This is a genomic window from Streptomyces sp. NPDC090994, from assembly GCF_044768905.1.
GTDB lineage: Bacteria > Actinomycetota > Actinomycetes > Streptomycetales > Streptomycetaceae > Streptomyces.
In genome coordinates this window covers 77,897-99,749 of sequence record NZ_JBIVWS010000019.1, presented here as the reverse complement: position 1 = coordinate 99,749, position 21,853 = coordinate 77,897, and the positions used below count along the sequence as shown (strand labels likewise).

At 73.5% G+C, this 21,853-nt stretch carries 20 protein-coding genes; 11 read left to right on the top strand and 9 right to left on the bottom strand.

What is annotated here, in order from left to right:
* Positions 1-35: 35 nt before the first annotated feature.
* Positions 36-1,340, bottom strand: a complete 1,305-nt coding sequence (locus ACIQR3_RS29800; protein WP_403543762.1) for a GNAT family N-acetyltransferase — start codon at positions 1,338-1,340, stop codon at positions 36-38.
* Positions 1,341-1,530: 190 nt separating this feature from the next.
* Complete coding sequence (locus tag ACIQR3_RS29795; protein WP_403543742.1) at positions 1,531-3,111, bottom strand: alkaline phosphatase D family protein; 1,581 nt, start codon at positions 3,109-3,111, stop codon at positions 1,531-1,533.
* 301 nt (positions 3,112-3,412) lie between these two features.
* Here ACIQR3_RS29795 and ACIQR3_RS29790 point away from each other — a divergent pair, with 301 nt between their 5' ends.
* The 9 genes from ACIQR3_RS29790 to ACIQR3_RS29750 all read left to right on the top strand — a co-directional run bounded on the left by ACIQR3_RS29790 (position 3,413) and on the right by ACIQR3_RS29750 (position 12,275).
* Entirely contained in the window at positions 3,413-3,913 is a 501-nt protein-coding gene (locus tag ACIQR3_RS29790; protein WP_403543741.1) for a hypothetical protein, read from the top strand.
* Positions 3,897-4,859, top strand: a complete 963-nt coding sequence (locus ACIQR3_RS29785; protein WP_403543740.1) for a bifunctional lysylphosphatidylglycerol flippase/synthetase MprF — start codon at positions 3,897-3,899, stop codon at positions 4,857-4,859. Before ACIQR3_RS29790 ends, ACIQR3_RS29785 begins: the two co-directional genes overlap by 17 nt.
* Positions 4,860-4,905: 46 nt before the next feature.
* Entirely contained in the window at positions 4,906-6,045 is a 1,140-nt protein-coding gene (locus ACIQR3_RS29780) for an acyl-CoA dehydrogenase (protein WP_403543739.1), read from the top strand.
* A 52-nt stretch (positions 6,046-6,097) separates the two neighbouring features.
* Positions 6,098-7,234, top strand: a complete 1,137-nt coding sequence (locus ACIQR3_RS29775; RefSeq protein ID WP_403543738.1) for an SDR family oxidoreductase — start codon at positions 6,098-6,100, stop codon at positions 7,232-7,234.
* On the top strand, positions 7,231-8,520 hold the full coding sequence (locus ACIQR3_RS29770; protein ID WP_403543737.1) for an aspartate aminotransferase family protein: 1,290 nt from the start codon (positions 7,231-7,233) through the stop codon (positions 8,518-8,520). The genes ACIQR3_RS29775 and ACIQR3_RS29770 overlap by 4 nt, the downstream gene beginning before the upstream one ends.
* Positions 8,521-8,565: 45 nt before the next feature.
* Positions 8,566-9,033: an aromatase/cyclase gene (locus ACIQR3_RS29765; protein WP_403543736.1), complete on the top strand. Its 468-nt coding sequence runs from the start codon at positions 8,566-8,568 to the stop codon at positions 9,031-9,033.
* Entirely contained in the window at positions 9,026-9,598 is a 573-nt protein-coding gene (locus ACIQR3_RS29760) for a flavin reductase family protein (protein WP_403543735.1), read from the top strand. The genes ACIQR3_RS29765 and ACIQR3_RS29760 overlap by 8 nt, the downstream gene beginning before the upstream one ends.
* Before the next feature lie 8 nt (positions 9,599-9,606).
* On the top strand, positions 9,607-10,971 hold the full coding sequence (locus ACIQR3_RS29755) for an NAD(P)/FAD-dependent oxidoreductase (protein WP_403543734.1): 1,365 nt from the start codon (positions 9,607-9,609) through the stop codon (positions 10,969-10,971).
* A gap of 62 nt (positions 10,972-11,033) precedes the next feature.
* The gene (locus ACIQR3_RS29750) at positions 11,034-12,275 is read left to right on the top strand and encodes a wax ester/triacylglycerol synthase domain-containing protein (RefSeq protein ID WP_403543733.1); all 1,242 of its coding nucleotides are present in this window, start codon (positions 11,034-11,036) and stop codon (positions 12,273-12,275) included.
* Position 12,276: 1 nt separating this feature from the next.
* Here the strand turns inward: ACIQR3_RS29750 and ACIQR3_RS29745 are convergent, their stop codons facing one another.
* The 6 genes from ACIQR3_RS29745 to ACIQR3_RS29720 all read right to left on the bottom strand — a co-directional run bounded on the left by ACIQR3_RS29745 (position 12,277) and on the right by ACIQR3_RS29720 (position 19,104).
* A complete protein-coding gene (locus tag ACIQR3_RS29745; protein WP_403543732.1) occupies positions 12,277-13,152 on the bottom strand; it encodes an SAM-dependent methyltransferase in 876 nt (291 codons plus the stop codon).
* Between the two features lie 149 nt (positions 13,153-13,301).
* Complete coding sequence (locus ACIQR3_RS29740) at positions 13,302-14,873, bottom strand: ABC1 kinase family protein (protein ID WP_403543731.1); 1,572 nt, start codon at positions 14,871-14,873, stop codon at positions 13,302-13,304.
* Positions 14,874-15,036: 163 nt separating this feature from the next.
* Positions 15,037-15,795, bottom strand: coding sequence for a hypothetical protein (locus ACIQR3_RS29735; RefSeq protein ID WP_403543730.1), 759 nt, complete (start codon positions 15,793-15,795; stop codon positions 15,037-15,039).
* Positions 15,796-15,881: 86 nt separating this feature from the next.
* A complete protein-coding gene (locus ACIQR3_RS29730) occupies positions 15,882-16,331 on the bottom strand; it encodes an RNA polymerase sigma factor (RefSeq protein WP_403543729.1) in 450 nt (149 codons plus the stop codon).
* Between the two features lie 293 nt (positions 16,332-16,624).
* Positions 16,625-18,421: an NAD(P)/FAD-dependent oxidoreductase gene (locus ACIQR3_RS29725; protein WP_403543728.1), complete on the bottom strand. Its 1,797-nt coding sequence runs from the start codon at positions 18,419-18,421 to the stop codon at positions 16,625-16,627.
* A 47-nt stretch (positions 18,422-18,468) separates the two neighbouring features.
* Positions 18,469-19,104, bottom strand: a complete 636-nt coding sequence (locus tag ACIQR3_RS29720) for a hypothetical protein (protein ID WP_403543727.1) — start codon at positions 19,102-19,104, stop codon at positions 18,469-18,471.
* 348 nt (positions 19,105-19,452) lie between these two features.
* Between ACIQR3_RS29720 and ACIQR3_RS29715 the strand changes: the two genes are divergently transcribed.
* Complete coding sequence (locus tag ACIQR3_RS29715) at positions 19,453-19,992, top strand: SRPBCC family protein (protein WP_403543761.1); 540 nt, start codon at positions 19,453-19,455, stop codon at positions 19,990-19,992.
* A gap of 127 nt (positions 19,993-20,119) precedes the next feature.
* Positions 20,120-20,989: an esterase/lipase family protein gene (locus ACIQR3_RS29710; RefSeq protein WP_403543726.1), complete on the top strand. Its 870-nt coding sequence runs from the start codon at positions 20,120-20,122 to the stop codon at positions 20,987-20,989.
* Here ACIQR3_RS29710 and ACIQR3_RS29705 read toward each other — a convergent pair.
* Positions 20,941-21,819, bottom strand: coding sequence for an alpha/beta fold hydrolase (locus tag ACIQR3_RS29705; RefSeq protein ID WP_403543725.1), 879 nt, complete (start codon positions 21,817-21,819; stop codon positions 20,941-20,943). The two genes, ACIQR3_RS29710 and ACIQR3_RS29705, sit on opposite strands and share 49 nt — an antisense overlap.
* Between the last annotated feature and the right edge of the window lie 34 nt (positions 21,820-21,853).

Below are 21,853 nucleotides of genomic sequence, written 5' to 3'. Positions count from 1 at the left end.
CGGCGACCGTACGCCGGTGCCCGGGTGCCCGGCTGCTACTCCCGCCCGATCCGCTCCCCGTACGCCCGCGGCGCCGCCACCGCCGCCGGGTCCAGGCGGGCCGTGATGACCAGGGTGCCCTCCTCGATCTGGTAGTCGAGGGGCAGGCCCAGGCCGCGCATGGTGGCGACCATGCCGGTGTTGGACGCCTGCGTCACGGCGTAGACGTGCTCGCAGCCGGTCTCGGCGGCCATCGTCACGAGCCGGCCGAGGAGTTCGGTGCCGATGCCCCGGCGCTGCCAGGCGTCCTCGACGAGCAGGGCGACCTCGGTCTCGTCGCCGTCCCACAGCAGGTGGCCGAGGCCCACGATGCGGCCCGAGGCGGTGCGCACGGCGAGGGTGCGGCCGTAGCGGGGGCTCAGGAGGTGGTTGAGGTAGCGGTCCGCGTCCCGGACCGGTCCGTGGTAGCGCAGTCCGAGGGTGCGCGCGGAGCACCGGTCGTGCATCGCCTTCGCCGCTTCCAGGTCGCCGGTGTCGGCGCGGCCGACGGTGATGTCACCGCTCTCGGAGAGCGTCAGTCCGCCCTCGGTCAGGGACAGCACGTCCTGGCCGCGCGGCACCCGGGGGCCGAGCCGGGCGTCCAGCTCGACCAGGGCCCGCGCCCGGGCGAACTCCGTCGGGGTGAACGGCAGATACGGCCGCTCGATGCTGATCAGGCCGCCCTCGGGGGCGCGCAGCCGCATCGCGGTCTCCTCCAGGACGCCCTCCACCGGCACGTCCTCGGGGCCGCCTCCGGCGCCGGGCGCCGTCGGGGCGGGCAGCGAGCGGATCGTGCAGCGGCCCAGCAACTGCCGCAGGGCGAGGGGGAGTTCCGCGGAGTCCGCGGCGGTACGGGTGGCCAGGCCCAGGACCCGGGTGGGGGCGTCGACCAGGTCGTGGGCGTCGGCCCGCTCGCACCAGGTGGCGCTGCCGCCCGCGGCCGTCACCGCCCCGCTCAGCTCCGCCCCGGTCAGCGGGCCCGGCACGCGCAGCAGGAACTCGTCCACCGTGCCGTCGGCCAGCGGGTGCGTCTGGAGGCTGAGGATGTCCACCCGCAGCTCGGCGAGGGCGGTGCAGAGCGCGGCCAGCGAGCCCGGCTCGTCCCGCACCGTGGTCCGCATCCGCCACAGTGCGCTGTCCTCGATCCCGGGCGCCCTCCCGGCACCGGCACCGGCGTCGGCACCGGACGGCGGCCGGGCGCCGGTATCGTCCGTCGGCGGTGCGTGACCGTGGCGTCGTGTCCAGCGTGTCCACAGGTTCGCCACCGCTTGACGGCGGGGCGCGGGACGGTTCTGCTCGGTGCGGTGTGCCGCGTGCGACATGTCTCGACTCATGCAGCCACTGTGAAGGAACGGTGTTGCGTGATCACGAACGCCTTGTGTCCGATGGGTAAAGAGTGCTTTTGCCCTGTTTTTGCGGGCCGCCCTCTTGCCTCCGCCTCGCTTGCCGGGGTCGCGCACCGGGGGATGACTCCAGTGCGCGACACCCCTACAGCGTACGGGAGTTGCCGGGTTACTGGCCCACGCGCCCCGGCTGGAGCACCTTGGTGAACAGTACGGTGCCGTCCTGCTCGCGCAGCCGGACCGTCATTTCCGCGCTGTCGCCGTCGATGTCGACCTCGCCGAAGAACTGGTAGCCCTCGGCGGGCGAGACGTTCGACGCGGTCGGCGCCTTCACGAAGACCCGCTCCGGACCGAAGGTGCCGTCCAGCGCGCTGGCCGGGAACGCGCCCGCGTTCAGCGGCCCGGAGACGAACTCCCAGAACGGCTCGAAGTCGGTGAACGCGGCCTTCGACGGCTGGTAGTGCTGGGCCGAGGTGTGGTGCACGTCGGCGGTCAGCCAGACCGTGCCGGTGATCCGCCGGTGCTTGATGAACCGGAGCAGCTCCGCGATCTGCAGCTCCCGGCCGAGCGGGGCCCCCGGGTCGCCCTGCGCGATCGCCTCGAAGTTGGCCTTGCCCTCGGTGGCGTCCGGCACCACCAGGCCGATCGGCATGTCGGCGGCGATCACCTTCCACACCGCGCGGGAGCGGGACAGCTCCCGCTTGAGCCACTCCAGCTGCTCGCGGCCCAGGATGCCCTGCGGGTCGGTGGTCTGGTCGTCGGGGGAATTGGCGTTGCGGTAGGTCCGCATGTCCAGGACGAACACGTCCAGGAGCGGGCCCTGGCGCAGCACCCGGTGGACGCGGCCCTCGCGGGCGCCCGGCCTCAGGGTGGAGACGGGGAAGTACTCGGAGAACGCGCGCCGTGCCCGCGCGGCCAGGACGTCCGCGTCCTGGACCGTGTACCTGCTGTCCGTGATGACCTGCCCCGGGTACCAGTTGTTGCGCACCTCGTGGTCGTCCCACTGGATGATCGACGGGACCTGGGCGTTGAACCGCCGCAGGTTGTCGTCGAGCAGGTTGTAGCGGAAGGCGCCGCGGAACTCGTTCAGCGTCTCGGCCACCTTGGACTTCTCCTCGGTGGTGATGTTCCGGTAGGCGCTGCCGTCGGGCAGGGCCTGGGTGGAGGCTATGGGTCCGTCGGCGTAGATGTTGTCGCCGCTGCACAGGAAGAAGTCGGGGTCCAGCTTGCCCATGGCGTCGTAGATGCGGTAGCCGCCGATGTCCGGGTTGATGCCCCAGCCCTGCCCCGCCTGGTCGCCGGACCACACGAACCGCACCCCGTCGCGGCGGCTGCCGGAGGCGGTCCGGAAGGTGCCGGTGACCGGCTCGCCGGTGCGGCGCGGGTCGTCCGGGTCGGCCAGCACCACCCGGTAGTGGATCTGCTCACCGGCGGGCAGCCCGCTCAGCCGGGTGGTGCCGGTGAAGTCGGTGCCGGAGCCCAGCAGCGGGCCGCGCCATCTGCGCGGGTTGCGGAAGGACTCGGTCGCGGACGTCTCGACGATCATGCGGGCCGGCCGGTCGGACCGTACCCAGACCAGGCCCGAGTGCGCGGTCACGTCCCCCGCCTGCACACCCCAGCCGGCGCCCGGCCGCCCGGAGCGGGCGAAGGCCGGTGCCGCGCCGAGGGCGGTGGGCAGGGTGAGCGCCGCCGAGGCGGCGAGGGAACCGCGCAGCACGCTGCGACGGCCGGGAAGCGGACGGTGTGACATGGATGCGGCCTCCAGGCGAAAGGGACGTGAGCCGGCCAAGCAGGTACCGGCCGGCTGGGTTCCGGCCGGTGGGCACCGGCCGGTCGGCACGCCACACCTACTGGGGGGCGAAGTCGCGCACACGAACCCCAAGTGAACAACCGCCGCACGCGCACCGGGCCTCCGGCCCAAGTCGCCATTGCCGTATGAGGGGTTGGGCCCGGCGAGGCGTAAACAGAAGTGACAGACCACAGCGAGGGGGCAGGCTGATGCCGGGCCCCGGAATCCGTACGCCCCGGCTACGCGCAATCCTGGAGCGCCCGTGGACGCCAAGAACCGGTTCGAGACGAGAACCACCTTCGCCCTCTCCCGACTCGAATGGCTGGCCTTTCTGGCAGTCTCGCTCGTCCTCGCCTTCCAGCACCGCACGGACATCAGATGGGGCGTGTTCGTACTGCTGTTCACGGTGATCGATGTGATCGGCTATCTGCCCGGGGCGATCGCCTACCGGCGCAGCCCCGACCGGCGGATCGCACGCGGTTACTACGTCGCCTACAACACGATGCACAGCCTGGTCACCGCGGGCGCCATCGCCGGGGCCTGGGCGCTGTTCGTCCGGCCCGAGTGGGCCCTGCTCGCCCTGCCGATCCACCTGATGGGCGACCGCGCCCTTTTCGGGAACTCCCTGAAACCCTTCGGCGTCGCCTTCGAACCGGCCGCCGATCCGGATTTCGCGGAATTCGAGAAACGGTGTCCCCCGGTGTTCCCCGGCCACCCGTCCGAACCCACGTCCGCGGAGGGAACACATGCCGTCCGTGCTTGAAACCCTCGCCGCGCACAGTGACAACCCGAGTTCCTTCCTCGCCCTCAACAGCGGCAACGAGTATTTCCACGACGACCGGTTCGACGGCACCTGTGCCTATCGGATCTCGGGGCGTTACGTCCTCCAGTTCGGCGGGCCCTTCACGGCGGAGGAACACCGGGCCCCGCTGCTGGACGCCTTCGTGGCGCACGCCGGACGGCGTCTGGTCGCCGTCCAGTTGCAGCGGGCGGACGCCGAGCTGTACGCGGCGCACGGCTTCACGGTCAACCAGATCGGGGCCTCCTACGCCGTCGACCTCTCCCGCTTCACGCTGCGCGGCTCGCGGTTCGTACGGCTGCGGAACAAGATCTCCCGGGCCCGGCGCGCGGGTCTGGAGGTCGTCGAGGTCCGGGCCGGCGACGACTGCGCCGAACTGGACCTGATCGACGGGACCTGGCTGCGGCAGAAGGGCCGGCGCGTGAAGGAGCTGCGGTTCCTCGTCGGCCAGCGCACCGGCGGCCTGCAACGCCACCGCAGGCTCTTCGCCGGCCGGATCGGGGGCGAGGCGGTCGGCTACATCAACTACTCCCCGGTCTACGGCAGCCGCCCCGGCTGGCTGCACGACCTCAGCAGACGGCGGCCGGACGCGCCGCCCGGCGTGATGGAGGCGCTCAACGCCACGGTCATGGAACGGCTGGTCGCCGAGGGCGCCGGCTGGCTCCACTTCGGGTTCACCCCGTTCACCGGACTGGACCCCCGGCACGAACTGCCGGGCGCCGGGCGCCTGTTCACCCGCTTCGCGCACTGGCTGGCGGAGCACGGCGAGGCCGTCTACCCGGCCGCCTCCCAGCTGGAGTACAAGCAGAAGTGGGCCCCGCACGAGGTCCTCCCGGAGTACATCGCCTTCCTCGGCCGGCCCCGCCCCGGCGCGGTCTGGCAACTGCTGCGCGTCACCAACGCCGTCTGAGCCGCGTCCGCCGATCCCGGAAAAGACCCTGGAGGACCGCACATTTATGCGATTCCTGGAATGTGAACGCACCACCCTCGCCAAACTGCTCCCCGGCCTCGACCCGGCGCTGCGCGAGATCCCGCTGACGGAGCTGGAGCGGCCCGGCAGCCCGGGCATCCGGCTGTTCCGGGACAGCGGCGGCCCCGGACTGCTGGTCCCCGAGTCCCACCAGGGACGCGGCGCCACCGCGCTGGACGCGCTGCGCGTCCAGCGGGCCATCGGCAGCCGCTCACCCTCGCTGGCCGTGGCGACCACCATGCACCACTTCTCCATGGCCACGCTGGCCGGCCTCGGCGGCCTCGGCGACGGCCCGCAGGGGATGCTCGTCGAGGGCGTCGCCGCCGGCAACCGGATCATCGCCTCCGGGTTCGCCGAGGGCCGCAGCGGCACCGGCATCCTGGACCCGTCGATGACCGCCGAGGTCACCGGGGACGGCATCCGGATCAACGGCGTCAAACGCCCGTGCAGCCTGGCCCGCTCGATGGACGTCCTCACCGCCAGCGTCCTCGTCCCGCGCGAGGACGGACAGGGCGACGAACTCGCCGTCGCGCTGGTGCCCGCCGACAGCGAAGGCCTGTCCGTCAGCGGCTTCTGGTCCAGCACCTTCCTGGCCGGCGCCGAGAGCGAACAGGTCACCCTCACCGACGTCCTCGTCCCGCCGGACCTCGTGCTGCGCACCGGCACCGCCACCGCCTCCGGCGACCGGCTGGACGAGCTCCAGACCGCGGGGCTCCTCTGGTTCCAGGTGCTGATGACCGGCAGCTACCTGGGCGTGGCCGGCGCGCTGGTGGAGCGGGTGCTGCTCAACGACCGCATCCCCGAGCACGAACGGGTCCGCCTGTACGCCGAGACCGAGGCCGCGACGGCCGCCGCCGAAGGCATCGCCCGCCGGGTGGACTCCGGAGACCTCGGCGAGTCCGCGCTCGCCCAGGCGCTCTGCACCCGCTACGGCGTCCAGGACGCCCTCGGCCGGATCGTCCCGCGCGCGGTCGAACTGCTCGGCGGCCTCAACTTCATGACCTCCGACGAGGTGGGGTACCTGGCCGCCACCGCCAACGGCCTGTCCCTGCACCCGCCGTCCCGTACCCGGATGACCGGCCCGTTCGCCGCGTACCTCGCGGACGGGCCGCTGACGATCGCCTGACCGGCGGTCGGACGTACAAGAGCCCCCGAGACAGCCGACCCTGGAGCCGACCATGCCGCGAGACCTCTCGCGTCCCACCGCACCGCCCACGCCCGGCCCCGCCGCCCTCAGCCCCGCCCCCCGTCCCGGCGCCCGCCCCACCCTGCTGCTCACCGGCGGCTCCGGGGTGCTCGGCCGGGCCCTGATCGACGAACTCGCCCCCGACCACGACCTGCTCTGCCTGCGCCGCAGCCGCCCCCTGGGCGATCCGCGGGTCCGCGAGATCGAGGGCGACCTGCTCGCCCCGCGGCTGGGCCTCACCCCCCGCGCCTGGTACGAACTCGCCCTCCGCGTCGACGTGGTGGTCCACTCGGCCGCCGCCACCAACTGGCACGTCCCGCCCGAGGAGATCGCCCGCACCAACACCGCCGGCACGGACACCGTGCTCGACCTCGCCGCCCGCGCCGACGCGCCGCTCTACCTGGTGAGCACCGCGTTCGTCGCCAACACGCCGTCCGACGAGGACCGGGAGCGCTTCCCGGGCGCCGCCGCCTACCTCGACTCCAAGGCCCGCGCCGAACAGCTGGCGCGCGACTCCGGCGTACCCGGCGCCATCGTCCGCCCCTCGGTCGTCATGGGCGACTCCGCCACCGGCCGGATCGCCGGACAGCAGGGCCTGACCAAGACGATCGGCGCGATGGTCCTCGGCCAGGTGCCCGTCCTGCCCGGCGCCCCCGAGGCACGGATCGACATGGTGCCGCAGGACTACGTCTCCCGTGCCATCGGCGGCCTCGTCCGCGGCGGCGTCGGCAGCGGCGAGTACTGGCTCACGGCCGGCAAGGAGGCGGTCGAACTGCGGGAGATCGCCGACATCTGCGCCGACTTCGCCGTGCGCATCGGGCTGCCCCGGCCGCCGCGCCCCCGGCTGATCCCGGTCGAGGCGGTGCACCGGCTGCTGCTGCCGATGCTGGAGGGCACCGCGCTCTCCGGCGCGGTCCGCCAGCGCTTCCGGTACTACGCGGAACTCCTGCTGGTCTTCCAGCGCGCACTGCCCTTCGACAGCTCCCTCGGCGCACCGCACTGCGGCACCCGCCCGACCCACGCCGACATCCGCACCGCACTCGTCCGCAACCTGGAGAGCTGGTCCGAGGACCGGCCCGCCCCGCGGCGCCGCCCCGCCGCGCAGACCCCCACGGAGGTGGCGTCATGACCGTATCGCCCCCGGCGCCCGGCACCGCGCCCGCCGCCGCCCACGCGGACACCGAAGAGGACGTCGTCGCCCTGTATCTCAAACACATCGGCTCCGGCCGCGCCGTCATGGGCCGGGTCATGGGCGGCATGGCCGAGATCAGCTCCGAGGGCCCCTGGATCCACGCCGACGACGGCCGCCGCTTCCTGAACTTCGGCGGCTACGGCGTCTTCCTGCTCGGCCACCGCCACCCCGCCGTCGTCGAGGCCGTCCACCGGCAGATCGACACCCACCCGCTGGCCAGCCGGGTCTTCCTGGAACCGGTCGCCGCCCGCGCGGCCCGCGCCCTCGCCGCCCACACCCCGCCCGGACTCGACCACGTCCACTTCGTCAACTCCGGCGCCGAGGCCACCGAGGCCGCCCTCAAACTCGCCCGCGCCAACGGCCGCACCTCCGTCATCACCACCCGCAAGGGCTTCCACGGCAAGACCCTCGGTGCCCTCAGCGTCACCGCCAACGACACCTACCAGTCGCCGTTCCAGCCGCTGCTCCCCGACGTCACCCAGGTCGCCTACGACGACGCCGCCGACCTCGAACAGGCCCTGGCCGCCCGCCGCGACACCGCCTGCGTCGTCGTCGAACCCGTCCAGGGCGAGGGCGGCGTCCGCATCCCGCGCCCCGGCTACCTCACCCGCGTCGCGGAACTGTGCCGGACCTACGGCGCCCTGCTCGTCGTCGACGAGATCCAGACCGGCATGGGCCGGCTGGGCACCTGGTGGGGCGTCGACGCCGAGCAGGTCCGCCCGGACATCATGCTGGTCGGCAAGGGCCTCAGCGGCGGCGTCGTGCCCGTCGCCGCCATGGTCGCCACCGCCGAGACCTACGGCCCGTTCAGCCGCGACCCCTATCTGCACACCTCCACCTTCGGCGCCTCACCGATCGCCTGCGCCGCCGCCCTCGCCACCGTGACCGCGATGGAACAGGAACACACCGTGGCCCGCGCGGACGCCCTCGGCGTACGCCTCCTGGCCGGCGTACGCGAGGTCTGCGCCCCCTACCAGGACGGCAGGGTGCGCGAGGTGCGCGGCCGGGGCCTGCTGATCGGCATCGAGTTCGCCGAGGAACAGGCGGTCGGTGAACTCCTGCTGGAGATGATCGCCCGCGGCGTCCTCGTCAACCACTCCCTCAACTCCACCCGGGTGCTGCGCCTGACCCCGCCCGCCGTGGTGGACGACACCGCGCTCGACCTGTTCCTCACCACCTTCGCCGACGCCCTCGGCAGCACCTTCGCCCGGATGGCCGGGTGACCACCACCGCAGCAGTCCGGAAAGACGGGAAGGACCCCACCCCCCATGCCCCATGTGGTACTGCACGCGCTCGCCGACGCGGTGGACCCGGCCGAGGCCTACCGCCGCATCAGCGACTTCCGCCGCTACCCCGAGTTCACCGACACCGTCCGTGAGGTGAGCGTGGAGCCGCCGCTGCCCGACGGCTCCACTCTCTCCGACTGGAGCGTCCTGTTCCGCGGCGGCCTGATGCGCTGGCGCGAGCGCGACACCTACGCCCCGGACACCCACAGCCTCGCCTTCGAGCAGATCACCGGCGACTTCCAGAGCTTCTCGGGAAGCTGGCGCTGCGAGCCGCACGGCCCCGGCACGCGCGTCGTCTTCACCGCCTCCTTCGACCTGGGCATCCCCACCCTCGCCGAGATCCTCGACCCGGTCGCCGCGTCCACCCTGCGCCACCTCATCGGCGAGATCGTCAAGGGCCTGCTCGGGGCGGAGGTGACCGATGAGAGCGCCGACGCCTCCCGTGGCTGACCGGGCGGCCCCGCCCCCGCCCCCGCCCCCGTTCCCGCCCGACGCCGAGCCGCTGTGCGAGGAACCGGGCCCGGGCGCCGCCCGCTGCCTGGGGCTGTACGCCAAGCTGGCCGCCGGGGTCACCGTGGTGACCGCGCGCGGCGAGGACGGGCCGCTGGGCATGACCGTCTCCGCCGTCACCTCGCTCTCCGCCCGGCCCCCGCTGCTCCTGGCCTGTCTGCGCGACGGCTCCCGCACCCTCGCCGCCGTCCGCTCCCGCCGCGCCTTCGCCGTACACCTGCTGCGCGAGGAACAGCGGGAACTGGCCGGCCGGTTCGCGTCCCCCACCACCACGGCCGCCGAACGGTTCGCGGGCACCGGCACCCGGCAGGTGCTCGGCGTGCCCGTCCTGGCCGGCGCGCTCGCCTGGTCGGTGTGCCTGACCGAGGACGTACGCCGCTACGGCGACCACCACCTCGTCGTCGGCCGGGTCGCGGCCGTGCACGTCGGCGGCGGCCGGCCGCTGCTGTGGCACGACCGCCGGTTCGGCGCTCTGACCGAACCGGCGCCGGACGACGCCGTATGAACGAGCGCGTGAACGCGTCCGCGGCCGGCGCCCCGGAGGACCGGCACCGGACGGCCGGACCCCCGGCCGGCACCCCCTGCTGGGACCCGGCCGAACTGCCGCCGCAGTTCCCGCTGCACGGCGTCGTCACCGCGGACGTGGCCGTGGTCGGCGCCGGTCTCGCCGGGCTGTCCTGCGCCTACCACCTCGCCGAACGCGCCCCCGGCCTGGACATCGCCGTGGTCGACGCGCACGGCCCGGCCGCCGGGGCCAGCGGCCGGGGCACCGGCCTGCTCGGCCCCCGCGCCGGCCCGGCCGTCGACCGCGCGGTGCGCCGCTTCGGACCGGACACCGCGCGCCGGATGCACCAGGCCAGCGTCCGCGCGGTCCGCGACGTCCTCGACCTGTGCGCCCGCCTCGACGTGCCCTGCGGACTGCGGCCCGGCGAGCAGATCATGGCCGCCCGCTCACCGGCCGGCCTCGTGGCACTCGCCCGCCAGGCCCGCGCCTGCCGGCGGATCGGACTGGACGTCCCCGTACTGTCCGCCGCCGGCATCCGCGACCGGGTCGGCGTCCCCTACCCCGCCGGACTGCTGCACCGCCCCGCCGCCACCCTCGACCCGGCCGCCCTGACCTGCGCCCTGGCCCGCGCCTGCGCCGCCAAGGGCGTCCGGTTCTACGGTGACAGCCCGCTGCTGACGGTCCGCCCCGGCGAACTGGTCGGCCCCGAACTGATCTTCCCGTACGGCCGCCTCTACGCCGGCCAGGCCGTCCTCGCGGTCAACTCCGCCGCCCGGTCGGTGGGCCTGCCGGTCGGCACCGTCCTCCCGCTGGAGGTGTACGCCGTCGCCACCGCGCCGCTGAGCGCCCCCGCGTACGAGGCACTGGGCGGGGGCGCGGGGTACGCCGTCGTCGACGCCGTGCCCATGGCGCCGTACTACCGGCTGCTCCCCGACCGCGGCCTGGTGGCCGGCGGCGGCACCGTGACCGTCCCCACCGGGCTCGGCGCACCCCGGCTGCGGACGGCCCGGGAGCGCGCCTGGACCTGGCTGGAGGGGTGGCTGCGCTCCCTCCACCCCGAGCTGGCCCGGGTCCGCGTCACCCACCGCTGGTCCGGCCGGATCGGCATGACCGGCGACGACCTGCCGGTGGTCGGGCCGGTCGACGGCTTCCCCGACGTCTGGTACATCGGCGGCTGCGGCGGACACGGCCTCGCCCTGTCCGTCGCGCACGGCGCGCACGTGGCCGCCGCCCTGCTCGGCGACCCGGACCCCGGCGACCCGCTGCCCTGGCACCGCTCCCGGGCCCCCCGCCTCCCGGTGCGCGGCCCCCTGCGGAGCCTGCTGCGCGCCTACGTCGACACGCGCGGCCGCGTCACGCGCCGCTCGTGCTGAGCGCCGCCCGCCAACGGCAGGCTGATTCCCGTACCCCCACCGAAAGGTTGACGATGCGACCGATGCGTTCCGGCCGAGGCACCGACGGCCCCCTGCCCCCCACCCTGCCCCTGGGGACAGTGGACCTCGCCTACCGCCTGGCCGCGCGCGGACGCCCGCTGCCCCTGCCGTTCGTGTTCGCCTTCGACGGCCCCGCGCCCTCACTGGACTCGGTCCGCGCCCGCGTCGCCGAGCGCGCCCCGCGCATCCCCGCGCTCAACTACCGCCCCGCCGCCGGCGGCAGGGTGTTCCGGCGGACCGGCGGCCTCGCGGTCGAACGGCACGTACGGGAACTGCGGCTGCCCGACGACACCGACGGCACCGCGACCGGGCGGCTGCTGCTGTCGCGGCCCATGACCACCGGCGACGGGCCGCTGTGGGACGTGTGGCTGGTGCACGGCGCGACGGGCGGCCACGCCCTGTGCTACCGCACCGACCACACCGTCCAGGACGGCGTGGGCGCCGTCCACGCCGCCCGCGCCCTGCTCGACGACCGCCCCGGCGCCCAGCCCGCCGCGCGGCCCGGCGCCCGCCCGGCCCCGAGCGGCCTCGCCGGCGTCCTCGGCGACGTCGCGGCCGGCTTCGGCGCCCCCACCCCCAAGCCGGGCTTCGACGGGCCGGTCGGCGGCCGCAACGGCGTCTGCCACGCCACCGTCCCGCTGGCCCGGCTGCGCACCCTCGGCCGGGCGCACGGCGCCACCGTCAACGACGTGTACCTCGGGGCCCTCGCGCACGCCGTCCGCACCTGGCACCTGAAGGCCACCGGTACGGTCCACCCGCCGCTGCCGGTGGCGGTGCCGATGTCGGTGCGGGCGCCGGGGGAGGAGCACGCCCCCGGAAACCGGATGGTCACCGCCCGGCTGCTGCTGCCCTGCGACGCGCCCACGCCGGCGGATGCGGTCCGCCGGGTGGCCGCGCGCACCCGGCGCCTGAAGGAGAGCCGCCGGCGGGACGCCTTCCGGGTGCTGCTGGCCGCGACCCCCAGGGCGGCCGGCGCCCGGATCGGACTGCGCCTGGTCAACGGCTCGGTCGTGGCCGGCCCCGCCAGCAGCGTCGGCTTCGGCGCCCCGCTGTGCCACCAGGGGGCGCGGTCGCGGTGGGCGGCCGTCTACTCCGGGCTGGCCTCCGGCATCCGCTGCCTGGTGACCCTGACCAGCCAGCACGACACCGCCTGCCTGACCGTCGTGCACGACGAGAACCTGCCCACCGCCGACCAGCTGCCCGACCTGTGGCTCGCGTCGCTGCTCGAACTGGAGCGGGCATGACTCACTTCGGCGCGGCGAGCGTACCGGTGGTCAGGAAGACCGTCCGCGCGGCGGCCTCGCCGAGCAGCGGCAGATACGGGGACAGCCGCCGTACCGCGTAGGGCAGGGTGAACAGGTCCGCCACCGCCGCCTCCCAGCCGTGCTCCGCCCACCAGCGCTCCGGCTCGGTGAGCTGCCACCGCCAGGCGATCCCGGTGGTGGCCAGGGCCTCCTGGAACGGTGCCACGGACGAGGAGGCGGCGGCCTCGGCGTTGACGCACTCCGCGCCGAAGGCCGAACCCGGCGCGGAGAGTTCCGTCATGGTGGTGACCACGGACTCCGCGTCGCGCGGCGGCAGGTGGTAGAGGAGCGTCTCGGCCAGCCAGGCGGTGGGCCGCCCGGGGTCGAAGCCCGCGGCGACCAGGTCCCCGGCCCACGCCCCGGCGGGGTCCACGCCCACGGCGCCGCGCCGGCCGCAGGACGGCGGGGCCGAGTCGAGCACCTGCTCCTTGAAGGACAGCAGCGCCGGGTCCTCCACCTCGAAGACGTGCACGCCGCGCGGCCAGTCCAGCCGGAACGCCCGGGTGTCCAGACCGGCGCCCAGCAGCACCACCTGGCGGCATCCCGAACGGGCGGCGGCCATCAGGTGCTCGTCGAAGAAGCGGCTGCGCACCACGGCCCAGTCGGGCAGCAGCCGCTGCAACGGGCCGTCGCCCGGCGGCCCGCCCGGCGGGAACCCGGCCGCCCGCAGGAAGTCACCGGCCCACGGATCACGGACGTACGGCGCCGGCCGCCCGTACTCCGCGGCGTGGGCCGCCGCCGTCCACACGGCGACCTTGGACAGCCCCTCGGGCAGCGGCAGACCCGCGGGGAACGTGGGCCGTGCGGTGTCCGTCATGGATACCTCCGAATCGGTGGGTGCGAGGGATCGGTGGGTGCGAGGGATCAGCGGGTGCAAGGGACGGGTGTCCGAGGCGGGTGTACGGGACGGGTGTCCGAGGCGGGTGTACGGGACGGGTGTACGGGAGTCAGGGGAGCGGCCGGTGTTCAGCGGGAGTGGCTGCGGCCCAGCAGATAGGCCATCGCGCCCAGCGCCAGCAGGCCGCCGGAGGGGCGGACGGGACGCCGGCCGCCCATCGCCGTGGGAGTCCGCGGCTCGTGCACGTTCAACGCGAACTGGCGGTTGGCGACATCGGCGAGCACCCCGCGCACCTGCTCGGGGCTGGTGACCGCGGTGAGCAGCAGCTCCATCGAGTTCCGGGCGAACTGGTGGCGGCCGAGGAACTCCCGGCCCAGCGCGAGCAGGATGCTCGGCACCTCCCCCTGGAACACCTCCGGCAGGGTGATCTCGGGGGCCAGATGACGCACCGACCCGTCCAGGTTGGCGAAGGACTTGCCGAGCAGCGACACCGCCGGCGGCGACCCGATGCCCCGCCGGGACGCCTTGGCCAGCACCGTGGTCAGCGCCATCCCGAAGTTCATCTCCTCCAGCGAGAGATGGGAGACCTTGGGCACGAAGGCGGCCATGTCCGCGGCGAACGCCGGCATGTCGGCCCAGGCAGTCATCCGGCCCATCTCCGCCCAGTGCTGGGCGAGCCCCGCGCCGTCGTTCTGCGCCAGCGTCATGAACAGCGGCAGCAGCCGCAGGCTGGTACGGCGGTCCAGGCGGCCCACCATGCCCCAGTCGATCAGCGTCGCGGGGGCCCCGGGCGCGGCGAAGACGTTGCCCGCGTGCGGATCGGCGTGGAAGAAGCGGTGCACGAAGTACCCGTGGTACATGAAGCGCAGCAGGTCCTTGCCGATCTCGACGCGTTCGTCGTCGGCGAAGTGCGACGGGTCGAGATGGCGCACCGAGACGCCGGCGGCCAGCGACTGGACCAGGACCTTCGGACCGGCGTGCAGCACCCGGGGCACCTCCAGGGTGCGGAAGGCCCGGACGTGCTCGCGGGCCTCGTCCATGTTGCGGGCCTCGCCGGTGAAGTCCAGTTCCGGTTCCATCGCGTCGAAGACCGAGCCGAGCATCGCCTCGACGTCGATGACCTCGTTGAAGCGGGGCGCGACGCGGGCGACGATCCTGGCCGCCTTGCGCATCAGCGCCATGTCGGCGAGGACGCCCTCGCGGATGCCGGGCCGCTGGATCTTCACCACGGCCGGCCGGCCGCCGGGCAGCGTCACCCGGTAGACCTGGGCGAGGGAGGCGGCGCCGAGCGGCTTGACGGTGTCGATGTCGTCGAAGCGCAGCTTCCAGTCCGGGCCCAGGTCCCGCGCGAGGACCGGTTCGAACTCGGAGAACGGCTGGACGTCGACCTGGTCGTGCAGGTTCTGCAGTTCGTCACGGATGGACTGGGGGACCATGTCGGGCCGGGTGGAGAGCATCTGGCCCAGCTTCACGTAGAAGGGGCCGAGGCTCTCCAGGGCCTGGCGCACCGCCTTGGCGCGCCGTTGTTCGCCCCCGGCGGGGTCCTCCGGCGCCCCCTGAAGGGCTTCGGCGGACGCCACCGGGGGGTGGGTGTCCTGCTTCCGGCGTCTGAGCCGGGTCGCCTGGCCGACCTCGTCGGCGACGAGACTCCCCAGGACCCTGACCACGAGACGCAGGCGGTCTCCGACGGCGGACGGCATGGTGCGTGTTCCTCCTCGATCGGCACGGTGGATCGGCACGGCGGGATCGGCACGGTGGGATCGGCACGGTGGAGGCGACGACCGTCAGCCGGAGGGTCCGGTGTGACCGACGGAGCGGGACGGCGGAGCGGGACGGTGGAGCGGGACGGTGGGGGCGGCCGGGTCAGGCGTTGGGGGAACCACCGCCCCGGAAGCCCGGGATTCCCGAGGCTCCGGCGAGACCAGTGGTTCCGGCGAGACCGGCGGCTCCGGTGACTCCGGAGGCCGCCCCCGTGACCGCCGTGGCCCCCGGGAGGTTCGTGGCCCCGGTGACGCCCTTGGCGACGTCTCCCGCCGCCTTGGCCGCGCCGGTCGCCACGGACGCCGCCTGACCGGCCGTCGAGGCCAGCTGGCCGACGGGGTTGTTCTGCAGGACCTGAACGAGCTGTGTGATCATCTGACCCAGCTGGGTGAGCTGGCCGGGCAGCGAGGCCATCGACGACATCAGGTCGCCCGCGCCGGCCGCGGCGTGCCCGGCCCCGCCGGCCAGTTGCCCCAGGCCGGCGAGGGCACCCAACGGGTTGGCGGACTGGGCCCCGGCGAGTGCCGCGAGCGGATTCTGGGCGGCGCCCGCGACGCCGGTGAGCGCGGCCAGCGGGTTGTGCGCGGCGCCCGCGCCCCCGGTGAGCGCGGCGAGGGGATTCTGGCCGGCGCCCGCGGCCCCGGTGAGCGCCGCCAGGGGGTTGTGCGCGCTGCCCGCCAGGGCGAAGGGGTTCGCCAGGGCGCCCAGGGCGCTCGCCGGCAGCCCGGCCAGCGCGTCGACCGGGTTGCCGGAGCGGCCCGACTTGTCGTCCCGGTCGAGGAGGTCGTCGAACGCTTCCTTCCCGCTGTCGGCCATATCGCCGATGAGGTCCTTGATGATGTCCTGGATGCTCTTGGACATGAGAGGAGCTTCCTTTCCTTTTCCGCGGTGTACGCAGATGGGATGGCGGGCCCACGGCGGCGGATGTTTTCCGGAGCGTGGGACAGTTATCGTGCGCAGCCCTCCAGGGCCCTGGCGCACGCCGTCTTCAGGCGTGCTCGACCTCGGGTGAACGCGGCTTCCGCCGCTTTCACGGAAATATTGTGTATGCGGGCGAATTCCGCTGTGGAGATTCCCGCGGCGCGGGCGAGTATGACCTCCTGCTCCCGGCCGCGCAGTTTTTCCGCCTGGCTCAGCAGCCATCTGCCGAAATCCTCGTCGCAGACGTCTTCCTCAGTGGTTTCCGGGAAGTCCAGGAGCGCCGCGCGCTGCAACAACCTGCTGCGGCGCTCCATGTCGCGGTAGAAGTCGATACAGAGCCGAAGTGCCACGGACGTCAGAAAGGGTCCCAGCCTATCTCTGTCCAGCGTGGCATGCGCGGCTGCTCTGGCCATGGTTTCCTGAACACAGTCCTCGGCATCCTGAAAACTCGGCAGTCGGCGTCGAACCAACCGCATGAGGCGGTCCTGATGCTGGAAGATGTCTTCCCAGGAGCATGCAGCGGGCGATTGGCAAGTGGAATGTGGTGCCATTGTGGATTGCAGCCCGTTGTCTCTCGGATTTAGGCAGGGAAATCGGCGGCCGGGTTTCTCGTCCGGCGGCCACGCGCCTTTCCTACCCGAGCGTTCCGGGCGGCAAACCAATGGTGTGGATGCGCTGTTCGGGTGTTCCGCAGAAATGATTTTCCGCGCTCAGTACGGCGCTCAGCACCGCGCTCGGTACCGCGCGCAGGCCGCCCCTCGGTCCGGCCTCAGTCCCGCGCCGGAGCCCTCCCGGGAGACCGGCCGGCCGCCGAGCGGGGAGCGGGCCGCCGGTTCCAGTCCCGGTTCCAGTTGAACCACATGTCCCGCAGGGTCTGGTGCACCTGGGTGGCGCCCGAGCGCAGTTCGGTGGCGTACGTCTGGGCGGCCTCCTTGCCGACCATCCGCGCGCCCCCGGTGAAGTACGAGCCCCGCACGTGCCGCGGCGAGCGGAACTTGCCCCACAGCAGGATCCTCATCAACGGCCAGAGCGTGAACACCCCGGCAGGGCACCGGTTCTGAGGGTCGAGCGTGCCCCACACCTGAGGGCACAGCCCGCTCTGGCGCAGCAGCTCGTAGATGCGGTCGATGGTCCGCTCCTTGGTCCACTCGCCGTCCCGGTAGGCCAGTACGGCGTCCCTGGACTGCTCGAACAACCGCTCCACCCACGGGTTGTCGACGCCCTGGAGCCCTCGGTAGGGCGGCAGTTCGAGCGCGTCGAAGCAGGCGGTGTCGTGGGTCTTCTCGAAGGTGACGGCGGCCTGGTTCTGCGCGTTGGTGCCGTACAGCGTGGTGATGGTCCACACCCGGTTCCAGGCGTTCCACAGGTCGAAGTCGTCGAAGGAGATGTAACTGCACGACACCAGGTCGTCGTAGAACCGGAACATGCGCTTGGTCCAGTGCTCCAGGTACTGGAACCGGGCGGTGTCGAAGTCGTCCTGGCGGACCGCGTCGATGAGCCGGTGACCGAGCGCGTTGAGGGACATCACCGTCACCGCCAGCCCGCTGGAGAACAGCGGGTCGATGAAGTCACTGGCGTGCGGCAGCAGGCACCACCGGTCGCCGACCACCTGCTGCGAGGAGAACTGCGTCCGGTCCGTCGACACGTACGGCCGCACCGGCCGCGCCCGCTCGAACTGCTGTGCCACGCTGGGGAACCGGCCCACGTGCTGCCAGAACTCCTCCTCGGCGGTGACCCCTTCGGGCCGCGGGTACGCGTCGAGGTCGAGGTTGATCCCGACACTGCACAGCCCGCTGGTGCCGGCGGTGTGGTTGTCGAACGGGATGACCCAGAGCCAGCCGCCCTGGAACATGTGGTGCAGCGTGCCCTGGCTGAACGGGCTGGGCATGCCGTGCTGTTCGCGCGGCGGCGCCACGGTGTCGAAGGGCCGCACGTCCACCATGTGCGTGAAGATCGTGCGCGACCGGGTGCGGTACGGCGGCTCCTGCCGCAGCCCCAGCCGTTCGGGGAGCATCGCCCGCATCCCGCCGGCGTCCACCACGTAGGAGGCGCGGAAGCTGCCCTTGTCCCGGGTGACGAGAGTGGCGTGGTCGTCCTCGAACTTGACGTCCTCGACCATGGTGTGGGTGTGCGCGGTGACGCCGTAGGACACGGCGACGTGGAACATGTAGGCGTCCACGTCCTGGCGGAAGAAGTGCGAGTCGGGGCCGAGCGGCGGGCCCCAGGTGGGGTACTGGGTGCACTCCTCGGCCCGGGTGGGCTCGCCCTCCCGGTGGTAGACGAAGCTGAAGTTGCGCTTGACCCCGCAGTTGGACGAGATGTGCCGGCGCAGCGCCCCGTGGGTCGCCAGGTGCTCGATCTCGGGGACGCCGTAGCGGCGGGCCAGGACCCGCAGCCCGAAGGTGGTCTCGGGGACGGTGGACTCCCCGATGGCGAACCGGGGGTGCCCGCTGCCCTCCAGCAGCAGGGTGCGCACACCGTGCCGGGCGAGGATCGCCCCGAGCATCGTCCCGCCGATGCCGCCACCGACGATGGCGACATCGAAATCCCGCTGGTCCTCTTGCATGTATACGGTCCTTTCGCGACGGGAGGAGCGAGTGGCCCGGCCGGCGGTCACCGCGGGGCGGCATGCCGGGCCGGCAGCACCCGGCGCGGCCCGCAGGCCGCCACCCGGGCGCAGAAGGAGAGGGCGAACCAGGGGGTCGGAGCCAGCCCGGCGAGCAGCCGCCGCTCCCCGGGCGCCCGCCGGTCGCCGCGCCCGGTCACGTCGAGCCAGGCACCGAAGTGCAGCAGCCGGGCCTCGGGCCCCGCGTCCGGCGCGGGGAACGGCCGCAGGTGCTCGCGCACCGCCCGGGTCAGCGCCCGGCGACGTTCGCCGTCCACCTGCCGCCCGGCCAGGAACCGGTCGAGCAACTCGGCGCTGCGGGCGGTGAATCCGCCCCGGCCGAGCGGCGCGCGGCCCACCAGCCCGGTGTCGTGGAACACGGCGGCCGCCAGCAGCCCGGCCCGGTCGTAGCCGGTCCCGGCGGCCCGGGCCCGGGCGTCGGCCAGCAGGAACGTCCGCAGGGAGTGCAGCGCCACGCCGGCCGGCAGCAACCGGGACGCCTCCCGCAGGGCGGCGTCCGCCAGCGGATCGCCGAGCAGGTCCGCCAGGGCCGGCCGGCCGAGCAGCGGCTGCCACGCCCGCGGCAGCGGCGGTGAGCCGGCCGCCCGACGGCCGGAACCGGGGACGTCGGGACGTGTGGCCATGACCAACCTCCTTTGCCTGCGGCCCCGCTGATGCCTTCCTCACCTTTCTTTACGCTCGGGTTCCGCCCGCTCCCGCGTTCTCCCGGCCTTTGGCCGGTCTTCGCCCCTCGACCGTCGAACGCGGGTCCGTCCCGCCCAACAGGCGGCCACCGCAAGCGGGTCGGGCACGGCGGACACCCGTCGACCGTTCCGGCACGGTGGCGGAATCCGGCCATTCACCGGAACCGGGAGTGAAAACAGCGGCGCGCACGGCGCCCCCGCACGCTCCGGCGTGCGTTCCGGCTCGCTTTCCGGCTCCTTCTTGGTGAATTAGCGCCGGACCCGAATTCCGGGCATTCTGCTTCCGTGATCGCCGTGCTCAATGTCCACGAACGCGCGCTGCCCGCCGCGCCGGGAACCGTGGGAACGCTCATCGACACCCTGGGCTCCCGGGACGACCGCCTCTGGCCCCCCGACTGGCCCCCCATCCGCTTCGAGGGGCCGCTGGCCGTCGGCGTCCCGGGCGGCCACGGCCCGGTGCGCTATGTGGTGAGCCACTACGTTCCCGGCCAGTGGGTGCGGTTCCGGTTCACCGGCCCCCGGGGTTTCGAGGGCTTCCACGAGTTCGGCGTCGAGCGCCTGGACGGCCGGCGGTCCGTACTGCGCCACACCCTGGTCATGCGTCCACGGGCCCCGCTGTGGCCGGTCTGGGCGCTGTTCTTCCGTCCGCTGCACGACACCGTCTTCCGGGAGTGCCTGGACCGCGCCGAACGCGCCCTGACCGGAAACGTGGCCCGCCCCGTCCGGTGGAGCCGGTACGTCCGACTGCTCCGCGCGGTGACCGCCCGTCTCGCCCCGCACCTGGCCGCCGGTCCTTATCAGGCACTCAATACGCACCCGAAGAGGTGAGCCCTATATACACGTCCGGGGGAATTCTTTCCCCCGGACGAGGGATCGTACGGCTTATCCCTGGACGCGAGACTGGGAAGCCGCCGGAGAAAATCGCCGGGCTCCTTCTCAGGATCGGACAAGCGCCGTGGGCTTTTCCACCCCCCGCATCCCCGGGCTCAACACCGACGACCTCACCAAGGACATCACCGAACTGCCGCACCGGGTGACCGCCCTCACCGAGGTCGCCGGCGCGGCGGTCATCGCCACCGTCGACGTCGAGGCCGGCGAGGACGACTGGGACCTGCCGCTGACCGCCGAGCACCCCCGCCCGGTGGTGCTCGTGCACGGCACGTTCGGCAACCGCGGCTACACCTGGTCCACGGCGGCCCCGGTGCTGCGGGAGCGCGGCTACCGTGTCTTCCGCCCCGACTACGGCAAGCACCTCAACCCGGTGATCTTCGGCCTCGGCGACATCAGGAAGTCGGCGGAGCAGTTGCGGGACTTCGTCGACGAGGTACTGCGGCGCACCGGCGCCCAGCAGGTCGACATCGTCGGCTTCTCCCAGGGCGGCATGATGCCGCGCTACTACCTCAACAAGCTCGGCGGTGGCCCGAAGGTGCACAACTTCGTCGGCATCAGCCCCAGCAACCACGGCATCACCGCGCAGGGACTGATGAACCTCGCCCGGCAGATCCCCGGCGCGGTCCAGCTGGTCGAACAGGGCGTGGTCGCCATGACCGTCCCGGCCTGGCCGCAGCTCCAGCACGACCACGCCTTCCAGCGCGAACTCGCCGAGCTGGGCGAGACCACCGACGGCGTCCGGCACACCGTCATCGCCACCGCCTACGACGACGTGGTCACCCCGTACACCTCCTGCGCCCTGGCGGAGAGCGAGGGCCGGTACGTCCGCAACATCGTCCTCCAGGACATCGACCCGGACGACCGGACGCCGCACGTGAGCATGCCCTACAACCCGACGGTGCTGAGCGAGGTGCTCGCGGCCCTGGAGTCCTGACGCCGGCTGCCGTCGAGGAGGACGCGGGCCACCAGTGCGGGGTCGTCGTTCATCGGCACATGGCCGCAGCCGGGCAGCCGGACCAGCCGGGCCCGCGGGATCACCGCCTTGGCGCGGACGCCCTGCCGGGGTATGAGCAGCCGGTCCCGGGTGCCCCAGGCGACGGTGACCGGTATGCCGGGGACGTCGTCGGTGAAGCGGACCTCGCGGCCGGCCCGCAGCGTCGCGGCGAAGCCCTCGGCATGGGCCAGCGCGCGTGTCTCGGCGACCACGGCTGCCGGGGAACGGCGCCCGGGGCGGGCGTATATCGTGCTGGTCAGGGCGGTGCGGCCGGCCGCGGTGCGGGACAGCCGCTCGACCAGCGGGAGCGGCAGACGCCGGGCGCTCGCCCGCATGCCGGCCAGCACACCGAAGGCGTAGCGCCGTTCGGCCTCGGTCCAGAAGCCCGCCGGGGACAGGGCCGTGACCGACCGTACGCGGTTCTCGCGGCCGAGTTCCAGGGCCAGCAGGCCGCCCAGCGAGTTGCCCGCCACGTGCGGCCGGTCCAGGCCCAGTTCCGCGCAGAACGCGGTGAGCACGGCGGCCGTCGTCGGCAGGTCGTGCGGCAGGCCGTCCGGCAGCGCCGGGGAGGCGCCGAACCCGGGCAGGTCGAGGGCGATCACGTCGCGCTCCGCCGCCAGGATGCGCAGCACCGGGTCCCAGGCCTGGCGGTGGTGGCCGATGCCGTGCAGCAGGAGCAGCGGTTCGCCGCTGCCCACGCGCGCGTAGGACACGGTGACGGGGCGCGGGCCGTGCGGGGCGGGGACCGGGAAGGAGACGGTTGCGGACATGGGCACTCCTGGTCGTGGCGCGTCTGGGGAACGT